Here is a 13,299-nt window from a genome sequence, read left to right as displayed (position 1 = left end):
ATGGACGAGATGATGAATCGGCGCAAGGTGTTGCAGGCAGGTGGCGCGCTCATTGTGGCCTTTAGCCTGCCGATGGCACGCGCCGAGACGGCCGCCGCCGAAAAAACCCTGTCGCCTGATCGGGTCGACGGCTTCCTTGCTGTCGCACAGGATGGAAGGGTGACGGTCTATTCCGGAAAGGTCGATCTCGGCACCGGGGTGCGGACCGCATTAACCCAGATCGTCGCGGACGAGCTTGACGTCTCCATGAACCAGATCACGATCATCGAAGGCGACACCGCGCTCACGCCAGACCAGGGCACGACCAGCGGAAGCTTTTCGATTCAGAGCGGCGGCATGCAGCTGCGCCGCGCTGCGGCCACGGCGCGTCGAGCCCTTCTGCGCCGCGCGGCCGCGCAGATGGATCGCGACATTTCCACGCTTTCGATCCGAAACGGTGTCGTCACTGCCGCAGGCGGCGAGCGGCTGCCGATTGGGAGTCTCGTTGAACCAACGAGCCTTGCTCTCGACATCGAAACGGACGCGCCGCAGAAGGCGCCTGGCGATTACACCGTCGTCGGCAAGCCGGTGCGCCGCCTGGACATTCCGGCCAAGGTGGATGGCCGCTTCACTTTCATGCAGGATTTCAAGCTTCCCGACATGCTGCATGGCCGAGTGGTGCGTCCATCGGGGTTCGGTGCGACGCTCGTCTCCTATGACGAGTCTTCAATCGCCGACATACCTGGAATAGTGAAGATCGTCCGCATCAGCAACTTTCTTGGCGTCGTCGCCAAAAGCGAATGGAGCGCAATCAAGGCCGCCCAACAGATGAAGGTAACCTGGTCAAGCTGGAATGACCTCCCGGACCAGAGCAAAATCTGGGAGCACGTACGCAATACGCCCGTCGTGCATGACGATGTCACCAGCCGTCTCGGCAGCTCGCGCGCGGTCCTTGGTGCCGCGCCACGCAAGCTTCGGGCAACCTATGATTTCGCGATCCACACCCACGGCTCGATCGGCCCGTCCTGTGCCGTGGCGACCTTTATCGATGGCAAGCTCACCTGCTGGACCGCCTCGCAGGCGACACACGATTTGCGCAAGCAACTGGCTGCGATGCTGGCACTATCCCACGCGGACGTTCGCTGCGTCTATGTCGAGGGCGCGGGCTGCTACGGCCGCAATGGGCACGAAGACGCCGCGGCCGATGCGGCGCTGCTGGCGCGTGCGGTGGGCAGGCCGGTTCGGGTGCAATGGATGCGCGCCGATGAGCACGGCTGGGATCCCAAGGGACCGCCGACACTACTCGACATGCAAGCCGGGGTCGATCCGCAGGGAAATCTGGCGGCGTGGGAATCCGAACTGTTCGTGCCTGACGGATCGGCGACTTTTGTGCCGCTCACCGGCGCTGACCTTGCCGGGCTTAACAGTCTTGGCAAGCTCAGCCCTGGCGGTGTGCTCAACGATCTCTCGATTCCGTATGATATCCCAAACGTCACGACCACCGCCCACCGATTGCAGTCGACACCCTTGCGACCTGCCTGGATCCGCTCGCCCGGGCGCCTGCAAAATACCTTTGCCAACGAATCCTTCCTTGACGAGATTGCGGCGAGCGTTGGCGCGGATCCGCTTGACATCCGGCTTCAACATCTCGAGGACGCGCGCGGCAAGGAACTGCTGGAGCGACTGGCTAAGCTCAGCAAATGGCGTGAGCGGCGAAAACCGGATCGCAATGCCGAGGTCGTCACGGGACGCGGGCTTGCCTATGTGAAATACGAGCTGGTGCGCACCTATGTCGGCGCCATCGCCGATGTGGAAATCAACCGCAAGACTGGCGCCCTTGCGGTGAAACGCTTCTACGTGGCGCATGATTGCGGCCAGATCATCAACCCTGACGGACTGCGCAATCAGATCGAGGGCTGCGTTGTCCAAACCGTGAGCCGAATCCTGAAGGAGGAAGTGACCTTCGATCGCTCCATGGTCACGAGCCTTGATTGGGCGAGCTATCCCATTCTAAGCTTCCCTGAGATCCCAGAGATCGTTATCGATCTGATCGATCGCCCGCAAGAGGTCCCCTGGGGCGGCGGGGAGCCTACCTGCGCCGTCGTCCCTTCGGCCATTGCCGGGGCCGTGTTCGAAGCTACTGGCGTACGCCTGCGCTCGGTGCCGTTCACGCCGCGAAAAGTGTTGGCGGCACTTCGCGCCAGCTGAACAGGCCACTGCGCGCTTGTGAGTTCGCCAACGTCTGCCCTGACCAGAGCGGCGAGCCTCACCTGAAACCCTCTGCGAGACGCGAGCGGCCTCGTCCATGCAGGCGCGCGCCATAAAGTCGAATTTACAAAACTAAACTGGATTTAATGAAGCTCGGCTTCGTGCTAGGGCTATGTGGTTATTGTACAATTTCGCAACAGACAGTCAGCCTTGTCGGTGGCAATTGGGCAGGCTCCTGCCATCTGCGAGCGGCCGTGGTGCCAAGGAAGTCGCAATGCCGAAGGTGCTGCTGATCGAGGATCACGACGAGACCGCCCAACAGATCGCGGCTGAACTCGCGGGTCGTGGATACGAGGTCGACCGGGCGGCGACGGGCATTGAGGGACTCGACAAAGCTCGCGCAGGCGGGGCCGATGTCATGATCGTCGACCGTCTGCTTCCCGGATCGACGGCCTGACCATCATCGAGGTTGCCAGGCAGGAGCAGGTGCGCACCCCCGTTCTGGTCTTGAGCGCCCTCGGAGCGGTGGATGACAGAATTCGTGGGTTGCGGGCCGGCGGTGACGACTATCTGACCAAACCATTTGCGATCCTGGAGCTGATTGCGAGGATTGAGGCCCTGCTGCGAAGGCCTGGTGAAAGCCGGGACACCGTGCTGCGGGTCGGACCACTTGAAGTCGATTTGCTGGAGCGCACCGCTATGCGCGAGGGTCGCCCGCTTGATCTTTTTGCCGCGCGAGTTTCGGCTACTCGAATACATGATGCGCCGCGTCGACCAACTGCTCACGCGAGCGATGCTGTTTGAAGAAGTCTGGAACTACAAGTTCGTGCCCCAGAGCAATCTCGTCGATGTGCATATGGGTCGGCTCCGCCGCAAGGTCGATCCGGCCGGCCAGCCGCCGATGATCCTCAATATCCGGGGAGAAGGATTTATGTTGCGTGCCCCTTCCTAAGATTATTCGAACGAGAGCCTTCCGATCGACCATTCTTCGCGGGACCGTGGTCGCAATCGGCGCGTTCGCGATCTGCGTCTTCCTGATCATCGCCTTCATCTACTGGCCGACTTCCAGATACGTGACCGCGAGTGTCGATCGACTGATTATCGATCGCGCCAATACGTTCTCCAGCCTTCCTCCACAGCAGCGGCTCCAAGCCCTCCAGCAACACCTCGACGGGGATCCGCGGCGGGTGAAGCTCGGCGGCCTCTTCGACGCGCACGGAAACCGTGTGATCGGAAACATTGAAAGTCTGCCGCGCAACCTACAGCCAGACACCCCACCACAGCAGCTTTCAGTGGTGCGGATCGATGCCGCCGGCCGCGAGCAACAGTTGGCACGCGCCGTCGCACGCAAGCTTGATGATGGAGCGATCCTCCTCATCGGCCGGAACACCGACGAGCTGTCTGAAATCGGCAGCACGATAGAGCGAGCAGTCGCATGGGGGCTCATTCCGGCGCTGTGCCTTGGTTCGCTGTTTGGAGCATTCCTGAGCATCAGGACGCAACAACGGCTCGACCAATACAACCGGCAGATCCAACGCATCGTGGCGGGCGAATTGCGCGAACGCTTGCCGGAACAAGGTGGGGCTCCCTTCACCGAGCTGGCGCGGCTTATCAATGCAATGCTGGATGAAATGGAGGAGCTTCTGCGTAGTGTTGCCGGAGTGGGCGACGACATCGCTCACGACCTGCGAACGCCGCTCACGAATGTGCGGATGACCCTGGAGAGCGGACGGCACAAAGCGAAGACTCTTGACGAGCTGAAGGAGGCTGTCGATCGCGCCATCGGGGGGCTCGACCAATCATTAACGATGGTCACTGCCCTGCTCCGCATCACCGAAATCGAGCATAGTCGGCGTTTGGAGGGGTTCCGTGAGGTCGACCTGGCGGAGTTGGTACGCGACGTTGGAGAGCTCTACGAGCCTATGGCCAAAGACAAAGGCGTAACCCTAGTCGTAGAAGCCAAAGAGAAGATGGTGGTTCAGGGCGATCGCGACCTGCTGTTCGAGGCCATTGCAAATCTCGTCGACAACGCCGTGAAATTCACGCCGGAATGCGGGCATATCGAGCTCAAGCTCTGTCGCATCGGAGAAAAGAGCATCGTGCACGTCAGCGACACCGGGCGCGGAATCGCGCCGAGCGAGCGTGACCTCGTCACGAGACGCTTCTATCGATCCGACAAAAGCCGCGGAGAGCCTGGGCTTGGATTGGGTCTGAGCCTGGTGGTTGCGATCGCAAAATTGCACGGAGTTCAGTTCGGGCTGTCGCCAGCGCCAACCGGACGGGGTTGCGTTGCGGAGATCGTGTTCGAACGCGGTCCACCGCAAGTCAGTTGAGAGCATCGCAACGCGTCTGTACGAGCAGATCTGCCCAGGCGCCCGGCGATAGACAAGCAGGATGACCCTAAATTCGAGTTTAACTTTGCCGGTGAGAATTTAGTGGCCCCAATCCGCCGGCCGCGTATCTCTACTCCTAGCTAACGCCTCGAAGCCGACGCGTCGAACCGCTCCTATCGGTTCAACGGAACTCTCGTTGGTTCAGAGGGCGATTTGCAAATCGATGATCAGGAGATGCCGATGCGGCGACGATTGTTCGTGGCAGCGCTTGCGCTGCTTTGCGCCAGCGCAGCCAGCGACGCGCAAACAACCGCCGGCCCCTCGGCAATGGGTGCGACTTCCCCGATGGGCACACTGGGCTCCAACGGAACGAGCAGCAGCTTTACTGGCGCCGGCGTCCCGCTTGGGGCAACCGAAATCGATTCTGGCGGTCTAGGTCCGACGGTTAGCGCGTCCTGCAATGCGACTGGCTCGACGGGCGCAATGGGTACGTCGTCGACCTCTTCTACGGGTGCAACGAGCAGCTCTTCATCCTCGTCATCGACCTTCGATGGCGGCGGCATGACACCGAGCTCAAGCTGCGCCACGACATCAAGCAGCACAACCTATTCAAGCCAGCCTGCGGCCTCGACGGCGGGCGTGGTTGGCGGCACGATCCCGCTGGGTGCAACGGAGGCCGATACCAGCGGCGAAAGCCCGATGACAGCGGTACCGCTACCCAATACTTCGGGCACTGCGTACACCACGGCGCCATGCACGTCCGGCTCCTCCGCTTCCTCGATGAGCGGCGCTACCGGCACGAACAATTTTTCATCCTCATCAGGCTGCTGACTGCTTCAGGGAGCGTTGCATGCGCAAGCTATGGCTCGTTATTCTCGCTGGCGTGGTGGTTGCCGGAGGAGCTGCATTGGTCGCCCGGCAAATCCGCCCGCCCAAACCGAACATGGTTGGCGTTGCGCCGGATTCGGTGCCGGTCGTGGCGGGAACGGTGGTTCGTCACGACGTGCCGATCTACCGGCGTGGCGTAGGCACGGTGATTGCCTATAACAACGTCATCGTGCGCAGCCAGATCACCGGCCAGCTCATCAAGATCGCCTTCACGCAGGGACAGACCGTCAAAAAAGGCGATCTCCTCGCCGAGATCGATCCGCGCCCTTATCAAGCGCAGCTCGATCAGGCGATCGCCAATCGCGATCGCGATCAGGCGCAAGTCGACAATGCACAGGCCAATCTGAACCGGTACGTGCCGCTGGCCAAGAACGGTTGGGCAAGCACGCAGCTCGTCGATACCACGAAGGCCCAATTGGCCCAGCTTCAGGCGATGGTGAAGTCCGATGAGGGCGTCATCGAGCAAGCGAAGACGAATTTGAGCTATACGCAGCTGACATCTCCAATCGACGGCGTGACCGGCCTTCGCCAGGTCGATATCGGCAACATCATCCATCCGACCGATACAGCTGGCCTAGTGGATGTGACCCAGATCCAGCCAATCTCATTGCTGTTCTCGCTTCCCCAGACCGACTTTGTGGAGATCAATCGGGAGATGGCCAAGGGACCACTGAAGGTGCTCGCCTATAGTCAGGATGACAAGACCCAGCTCGACGAGGGCAAGCTTGATCTGGTGGACAACCAGATCGTCCAGACCACCGGCACGATCAAGCTACGGGCGAGCTTTCCCAATGCGAAACGGATGCTTTGGCCGGGCGAACTCATCAATGCGCGACTCTTTCTCGAAACCCGCCACAACGGGTTGACCATTGCCGCCTCAGCCATTCAGCAGGGACCACACGGGCCCTTCGTCTGGATGATTGGGGCAGACGAAACCGTGACGACGCGGCCAGTGAGGGTTGCCGAGATCAGCGATGGCAGCGCGCTGATCGATTCAGGGCTTCAGGCCAACGAGAAGATTGTGGTCGATGGGCAATACAGGCTTCAGCCTGGTACCCGCGTGCAGGAGCTCCAGGGCAGCGCAGCGCAGGAAGCAGATCTCCAGAACTCCGTCGAGCAGGAAATCCCATGAACATATCCGCGACGTTCATTCACCGGCCAATCGCCACGGTGCTGCTGATGGCCGGGCTGTTGCTCGGCGGGCTGGTCAGCTATCGCCTGCTTCCCGTCGCCTCCCTGCCGAACGTCAACTTCCCGACGATCTCGGTGACCGCGCGGCTGCCTGGCGCCGATCCGCAGACCATGGCCTCGTCGGTTGCGACACCCCTTGAGCAGCAATTTTCGCAGATCCCCGGTTTGACCCAGCTGACCTCTGCGAACGCACTCGGCTACACCCAGCTTACCGTGCAATTTGATCTCAGCCGCGATATCGACAGCGCGGCGACCGACGTTCTCGCCGCGATCAATGCGGCGACGCCATATTTGCCGACAGGAATTCCCTACCCTCCGACCATCCGCAAGGTAAACCCTGCGGACACGCCGATCCTGGTGCTCGGCTTGACGTCCGACACGTTGCCGCTCACGACGGTGGACGCCTTTACCGAAAACATCCTGGTGCCGAAACTCTCGCAGATCGGGGGCGTCGGCCTGATCGGTATTGGCGGGCAGCAAAAGCCGGCGATCCGGGTCCAGGTCGATCCGCAGGCACTTGCCAATCGCGGCATCGGCCTGGAAGACGTCCGCAACGTGCTGATGCAGGCCAATGTTGATCAGCCGAAGGGCACGCTGAACAGTCCGCACCAGACCTTTACGCTGGGCACCAACGATCAGCTGCTCAAGCCGGACGCCTACAAGAACCTGATCGTCGCGTACCGCAACGGCGCACCGGTGCACGTCAGCGACATCGGCAGTGTCATCGAAGCATCCGAGAACAACCAGATCGGCGCTTTCGTCAACAAACAACCGGCGATCATCCTGGCCATTCAACGCCAACCCGGCGCCAACGTCATCCAGACCGTCGACCTGATCAAGTCCCAGCTGCCTCAGCTACAGGCCGCGCTGCCGCCGGGCATCAAGCTCGATATTCTGTCCGACCGCACCCAGACGATTCGAGCCTCCGTTTCCGACGTGCAGTTCACGCTGCTCTTGACGGTCGCACTTGTCGTGATGGTCATTTTCGTCTTCCTGCGCAATTTCTGGGCCACGGTAATACCCGCCATCACCGTACCGCTATCGCTGATCGGCACCTTCGCCGCCCTCTATGCGCTCGGATACAGCCTGGACAATCTCTCGCTGATGGCACTATCGATCGCGATCGGCTTTGTGGTGGACGACGCCGTCGTGGTGATCGAGAACATCGTCCGCCATCTTGAAGCAGGATTGAGTCCGATGGAGGCGGCCCTGAGGGGTTCGCGCGAAATCGGTTTCACGATCATCTCGATCACGCTGTCGCTGATCGCAGTCTTTATCCCGCTGTTCCTGATGGGCGGCTACGTTGGAAAGCTGTTCCAGGAATTCGCGATCACGGTGAGCGTGTCGCTGATCCTCTCGCTCGTGATCTCGCTGACGCTGACCCCGATGATGTGCTCACGCCTGCTCAAGCATGACACGGGCAATCATGGATGGCTCTACCGGCAGTCCGAACGCGCCTTTGACGGGCTGCTTGCGCTCTATGAACGTGGACTGAAGCTGGCGCTACGCCACCGCCTCATCACACTGATGACGATGTTCCTGGCCATCGCCGTAACCGGCTATCTGTACGTTGTCATTCCAAAGGGCTTCTTTCCGCAGCAGGACACCGGCCTGATCGTCGGGGTCGCCGAAGCCGCACAGGATATCTCCTACCCCGCAATGAGCCAGCGCATGCACGCCGTCATCGCCAAGCTGGTCGAGGATCCCGCGGTCCTGTCCGTGGGCTCCGCGATCGGCGCCGGTGGCGGGGTGGCCACGGTCAATCAGGGACGCGTCTTCATTACGCTCAAGCCGCGCGAGCAGCGCGACGCCAGTGCAGACGGAGTGATCAACCGGCTCCGAACCAGGCTCGCCTCGGTGGAGGGCATCACGCTTTACATGCAAGCCGCCCAGGACATCACGGTCGGTGCGCGGCTGGCCAAGACCCAGTTTCAATATACGCTGACCGATTCCGACCAGAACGAGCTCAATCACTGGTCGGCCATCTTCCTGGACAAGCTGAAGAGCATTCCAGAGATTGCCGACGTGACGACCGACCAGGAGAACGCCGGGCCGCGCCTTGATGTTGCCGTTAACCGGGAGGTCGCGTCAAGCTTCGGGATTCTCCCTTCGGCCATCGACAATACGCTCGACGACGCCTTTGGCCAGCGCATCGTCTCCACCATCTTCACGTCGCTCAACCAGTATCACGTGGTATTGGAAGTCCTTCCGCGCTTCCAAACCAGCCCAACTGTGCTGCAGCAGATCTATCTCAACTCCTCCAACGGACAACAAGTCCCGCTGAGCACACTCACCAAAAGCACCGTCACCGCCGCGCCGATCGTTATCAACCATCAGGGAATGTTCCCCTCGACCACGATTTCGTTTAACCTGAAACCGGGGGCGGCACTGGGCACCGCGGTTGCCGCGATCCAGCAGTTCGAACGCAGCAGCGGCAAGCCGCTCTCGCTCGCCACCACCTTCCAAGGCAACGCGAACGCATTCCAGGCGGCACTTTCCGGCGAGCTAGTGCTGGTCCTCGCGGCGCTGATCGTCATCTACATCATCCTCGGCGTGCTGTACGAAAGCTTCATTCATCCCATCACCATCCTCTCCACCCTGCCCTCCGCCGGCATCGGCGCGTTGCTTCTCCTCATCGTCGTGCATATGGATCTTAGCGTGATCGCGATCATTGGGATCATTCTGCTGATTGGCATCGTCAAGAAGAACGGCATCATGCTGGTCGACTTCGCCCTCGAGGTGGAGCGCAATGAAGGGCTGACATCCGAGCAATCGATCTATCAGGCCTGCGTGCTCCGCTTCAGACCTATTCTGATGACGACGATGGCAGCGCTTTTGGGTGGGGTGCCGCTGATGCTGGGCACCGGCACGGGATCCGAGATACGACAGCCGCTCGGGTATACGATCGTCGGTGGGCTGATACTTTCGCAGCTGCTGACGCTGTTCACCACGCCTGTGGTCTACCTCTATCTTGATCGCCTGCAGCAGAGGTTCCGGGGCCAGCCCGCGCCGGCGCAGGAGGCTGCGTCAAGCTCCACCGCCGCTTGAGATTCCCGCCACCAAACTGCGCCGAGCGCTCGGTTGCGCCCCCGATTCAGCTAACAGAGAATTTATCCGCCGCAGGCGCGAAAATGCGCAAGCTTGCCAGCGAGGCGTCCAGCCTCACGCCGGAGGTGGCCGATGTCAAAGCTAAGCGGCTGGAGGTTTCGCCTCGCGACGTTCTGAAGATGGACCCGGCCTGAATGGCGACCTGTCGCTGAACAGGCCCGTCAACGAAAACAGCGAGACAGTGGACTGAGAGTCGCTGGTGGACCTATCGCCCATTGCCGAGATGATCGTGGCCGAGGACGACGAAGCGGCCAACTTGCTTCGAACGTCGCGGCTCCCGTGTTGTCAGCGCATCCAGTGCCGCGTTAAGGTGCGCCAGAATTCCGTTCGCTAGTCTCTAACTGCCGCATGCGCTCGCTGGAAATCCAGAGTTCGCGCGCCAGTTCATCGAGCATAGGAGACTTCTCGCTCCTTTGGTGAAGGTCAAGTGGACCGCAGGTAGGCATTTGAGGCCGGATGCGGAGCTCGGTTCGTCAGAATTCGAACTTCAAAAAAGAAGCCGCATAGGCGTCGCCGACTGGCGGGCCGACCAATCAAGCCAGCTTCCAACTTGAACATCACGACGAAGCCCGAGCGAGCGAGATCTGCACGACGCAACCCGGCCCGGGCAAGATCGTAAATTGGAAACCGTGCAGCTTTATGATCGCGTGAACCAGGCTCAGCCCCAGTCCAAGGCCGGGCGCCGCACGACGGGTCCTCTCCGATCGGTAAAAGCGTCTGGTGACGAGATCTCGCTCCGCTTCAGGGATCCCAGGGCCACTATCGGTGACAAGGACGAAGTCCTCGTTTTCGGTACGGCATAGCTTCAGTTCGACCCGGCCGCCTTGCGGCGTATATTTCACGGCGTTGTCGACCAGATTTGAAATAGCTTCGAGCAGCAGATCGCGGTCGCCCCAGGCCATGATTTCGCCGTTCGCCTCCACGATCAGAGCGACGCCTTTCTGCTCGGCGAGCGGCTCATAGAGTTCTCCGGCTGCTCGCACGAGTTCCGTTAGTGAGACATCGGAGAATCTCGCCAAGCGCTTGTTCTGATCGATGTCGGCGATACGCAGCAACGCCGTGATGATGTTAAGCGATCGATCGAGCCCTCCAATGGCCTGCTCAAACACCATTTGTACCTCGTCGAGGCGCGTTGCGTCGTCGCGGCCGCGCTCAAGAACCATCCTGACGAACGTCAGTGGCGTGCGCAGATCGTGTGCGATCTGATCTCCGACGCCGGCAAGCCCGCGAATGAGAGCCTCGATCTCATCTAGCATCGCATTAAACAATGTCGCGAATTCATCCAACGGATCGTTCGTGCCCCTCAGCGGCACGCGCTCGCGCAAATCCCCTGTCAGGATTTTCTGAACCGATCGGTCAAACACATCGATACGTGCGCGCGCCCTCCTGCTCATGAGGGCTCCGGCCGCCAATCCGAAGCACAGGACCGGGACAACACTCAAGGCCAAAGCGTCATCGACCGCACTTCCCGCCCGCCTTACTTCGTCGATGCTGCGACCGACGACCAGCCTCGATCCATCGGCAAATCGACGGACAACAGCGCGCGCTACCTTTTCCTCGCGCCCCAAGGGGTCAACGCGTATCATGACACATTCACGAGCGAATTCGCTAGCGACCAGCCCAAGTGGCAGAGTTTCGATATTGCCAGCGAGGCGGCTGCCATTCTCTGCGAACAGCCCTATCAGTTGCACCCGGCGCAGATCCCGCTCGAGGAACTGATGAAACTCCTCATTCAACCTCTGGGCTGGCAGTGTTGAAAAGGCATCGGCCAGATCGGCAATCGCCCGATCGATGTCAGCGATCGCCTGGCTGGAGATCCACCAATGCAAAAATCCCCATGTCAGCAGCAAGCATATCGCGCACACGCCTGAAAACATACCGGCCCAGCGGAAGCTCGTCGACGCCCGTTGCTTATGCGGGCTCATTGGCATGGCTCAACGCGCAGCTTTCGATACGCTGGCCGCGGCATAATCCCACGCGCGATTGATGCCATCATTAGCTGGTCCGTAGCTGCGACGCGCGTGGCATCACCACTTCAGCCTGCATTTCTGACAGGATTTCTGCGACTCCCTTGGCAGAGTCGCCTGAGACCATCGAGCTCATCATTGAGCCTCCACGGAGGAATCCGCACGTAAAGCGCGGACGATTTGATCGTGCACGCTCGATTATCCTGTTCGATTTTCCTTGTCAAGCGCTGGCGATTCAATCGCGCGCGATCTATACTGAGGTATATTTTGTGGAGGTTCCAGTGGCGATCCGAAAGAAGCGTCAGATCCGACAAACGACCCAAACGAAGCGCGGTCCTGCGTTGAACGAATTGCTGTGCTTCTCGATCTATTCGGCGGGGCATGCATTCAATCAGTTTTACCGCCCGCTGCTGAGCAGAATAAGACTCACGTATCCTCAATACCTGGTGATGGTGGTGCTATGGGCGCGGGATGACCGTACGGTCAAAGAATTGGGCGAGGCGCTTTTCCTTGAGTCGAACACTTTGACCCCGCTCCTGAAGCGGCTCGAAGGCATCGGCCACATCGTCCGCACGCGTGATCCCGAAGACGAGCGGCAGGTTCGCGTGCGCCTGACGGATCGGGGCCTCGCGCTGCGTCCCGAAGCCGCGAATATAGGAGCGTGTGCCGAAGAAGCCCTCGGGATGTCCGAGGGCGAACTCGTCAGGGTCCAGCGCGAAGTATCCGGCATCCGCGACCGGCTGCTGGACTACCAGCGGAAAGTCGATCCCGTCTCTCCGATAGATGACTAGCGATCAGCGAACCGCCGCTAAATTCGAATTTAATTGAGGAAACGCGAGTTCAGTGGCCTGAGTTTTTCAACGATCTATTGTCCCCTTGTCTTCAGAAGCCAATGGGAAATCAGATGGATCGATATCAGCATGACGGTACCTCCGGAATCCTGAGCGTCCCCCGAACGGCCGGCGACAGAGGTCCACGCGCTCGAATGAACGGCGAAGGCCTCCCTCTTTTGCTGCAGGAGGTCAATCATCGGATTCGGAATCTGCTGGCCATGATCGAAGCGGTTCTTGGACAGACGGAATCTCGGACCGTGCACGATTACCGCCAAAAGGTGATCGCCCGAATTTCCGGCTTGAGCGACTTTTATGAAGTGATGTACCGATCGGACACAGGGAGAATCCGGCTCGCTGAATTGCTGGAGCAGACGATGCGTTCCTGTTGCGCACGAAGCGGTCAGGTCGTCTTGGGCGGACCCGATGTAGAACTTGGATCGCAGCTGGCACTTTGGTTGCACTTGGTCGTTCATGAGCTCGCCACGAACGCCAGGAAATACGGGGCGCTGAGTTCAACAGGCGGGACTGTCAATCTAACCTGGGAGGTCCAGCAGACACTCGGAGCCGCCGGTAAGCTCGCCCTTGTCTGGTACGAGGCTGGCGGGCCGGAGGTGCAGCAGCCCAAGCGCCGCGGTTTTGGTTCGCGCCTGATTACGAAGGCTCTCGACCAATACGGCGACGTGCAACTCCACTTCGGGCCGGCGGGCGTTGCTTGTTCCATGCTCATCAATCTAGATCGAGATTTGGGCCCGTAGCGAGCGCAATGCGGCGACGACGCTCGTCGCAGAATCG

General features: G+C 60.3%; 9 protein-coding genes and 1 pseudogene. 7 read left to right on the top strand and 3 right to left on the bottom strand.

The window, feature by feature from the left end; all coding sequences use genetic code 11:
* From AB8Z38_RS33950 to AB8Z38_RS33940, 3 genes and pseudogenes are all read left to right on the top strand, one after another.
* A complete protein-coding gene (locus AB8Z38_RS33950; protein WP_369721913.1) occupies nt 1–2,187 on the top strand; it encodes a molybdopterin cofactor-binding domain-containing protein in 2,187 nt (728 codons plus the stop codon).
* A 274-nt stretch (nt 2,188–2,461) separates the two neighbouring features.
* Nucleotides 2,462–3,139 (top strand): annotated as a pseudogene (locus tag AB8Z38_RS33945) (response regulator transcription factor).
* Nucleotides 3,140–3,185: 46 nt separating this feature from the next.
* A complete protein-coding gene (locus AB8Z38_RS33940; protein ID WP_369721912.1) occupies nt 3,186–4,520 on the top strand; it encodes a sensor histidine kinase in 1,335 nt (444 codons plus the stop codon).
* Between the two features lie 227 nt (nt 4,521–4,747).
* Here the strand turns inward: AB8Z38_RS33940 and AB8Z38_RS33935 are convergent, their stop codons facing one another.
* Together AB8Z38_RS33935 and AB8Z38_RS33930 are read right to left on the bottom strand one after the other, a co-directional pair.
* On the bottom strand, nt 4,748–5,122 hold the full coding sequence (locus AB8Z38_RS33935) for a hypothetical protein (RefSeq protein WP_369721911.1): 375 nt from the start codon (nt 5,120–5,122) through the stop codon (nt 4,748–4,750).
* A gap of 3 nt (nt 5,123–5,125) precedes the next feature.
* A complete protein-coding gene (locus AB8Z38_RS33930) occupies nt 5,126–5,326 on the bottom strand; it encodes a hypothetical protein (RefSeq protein WP_369721910.1) in 201 nt (66 codons plus the stop codon).
* Between the two features lie 44 nt (nt 5,327–5,370).
* Here AB8Z38_RS33930 and AB8Z38_RS33925 point away from each other — a divergent pair, with 44 nt between their 5' ends.
* On the top strand, nt 5,371–6,540 hold the full coding sequence (locus AB8Z38_RS33925) for an efflux RND transporter periplasmic adaptor subunit (protein WP_369721909.1): 1,170 nt from the start codon (nt 5,371–5,373) through the stop codon (nt 6,538–6,540).
* Nucleotides 6,537–9,647: a multidrug efflux RND transporter permease subunit gene (locus tag AB8Z38_RS33920; RefSeq protein WP_369721908.1), complete on the top strand. Its 3,111-nt coding sequence runs from the start codon at nt 6,537–6,539 to the stop codon at nt 9,645–9,647. Before AB8Z38_RS33925 ends, AB8Z38_RS33920 begins: the two co-directional genes overlap by 4 nt.
* 617 nt (nt 9,648–10,264) lie before the next feature.
* Here AB8Z38_RS33920 and AB8Z38_RS33915 read toward each other — a convergent pair.
* The gene (locus AB8Z38_RS33915; RefSeq protein WP_369721907.1) at nt 10,265–11,632 is read right to left on the bottom strand and encodes an ATP-binding protein; all 1,368 of its coding nucleotides are present in this window, start codon (nt 11,630–11,632) and stop codon (nt 10,265–10,267) included.
* 347 nt (nt 11,633–11,979) lie between these two features.
* Between AB8Z38_RS33915 and AB8Z38_RS33910 the strand changes: the two genes are divergently transcribed.
* Nucleotides 11,980–12,465, top strand: coding sequence for a MarR family winged helix-turn-helix transcriptional regulator (locus tag AB8Z38_RS33910; protein WP_369726673.1), 486 nt, complete (start codon nt 11,980–11,982; stop codon nt 12,463–12,465).
* Between the two features lie 194 nt (nt 12,466–12,659).
* On the top strand, nt 12,660–13,262 hold the full coding sequence (locus AB8Z38_RS33905) for a sensor histidine kinase (RefSeq protein ID WP_369721906.1): 603 nt from the start codon (nt 12,660–12,662) through the stop codon (nt 13,260–13,262).
* Nucleotides 13,263–13,299 lie beyond the last annotated feature (37 nt).

The sequence above is a fragment of the Bradyrhizobium sp. LLZ17 genome (genome assembly GCF_041200145.1).
Lineage (GTDB): Bacteria > Pseudomonadota > Alphaproteobacteria > Rhizobiales > Xanthobacteraceae > Bradyrhizobium.
The sequence above is the reverse complement of the archived record's forward strand: the minus strand, read 5'-3'. Positions and strand labels throughout refer to the sequence as shown.

Excerpts from the sequence above, each read along its gene's own strand:
- AB8Z38_RS33950 (WP_369721913.1), top strand. The coding sequence starts at position 1 with ATGGACGAGATGATGAATCGGCGCAAGGTGTTGCAGGCAGGTGGCGCG.
- AB8Z38_RS33925 (WP_369721909.1), top strand. The coding sequence starts at position 5,371 with ATGCGCAAGCTATGGCTCGTTATTCTCGCTGGCGTGGTGGTTGCCGGA.
- AB8Z38_RS33920 (WP_369721908.1), top strand. The coding sequence starts at position 6,537 with ATGAACATATCCGCGACGTTCATTCACCGGCCAATCGCCACGGTGCTG.
- AB8Z38_RS33915 (WP_369721907.1), bottom strand. The coding sequence starts at position 11,632 with ATGAGCCCGCATAAGCAACGGGCGTCGACGAGCTTCCGCTGGGCCGGT.
- AB8Z38_RS33905 (WP_369721906.1), top strand. The coding sequence starts at position 12,660 with ATGAACGGCGAAGGCCTCCCTCTTTTGCTGCAGGAGGTCAATCATCGG.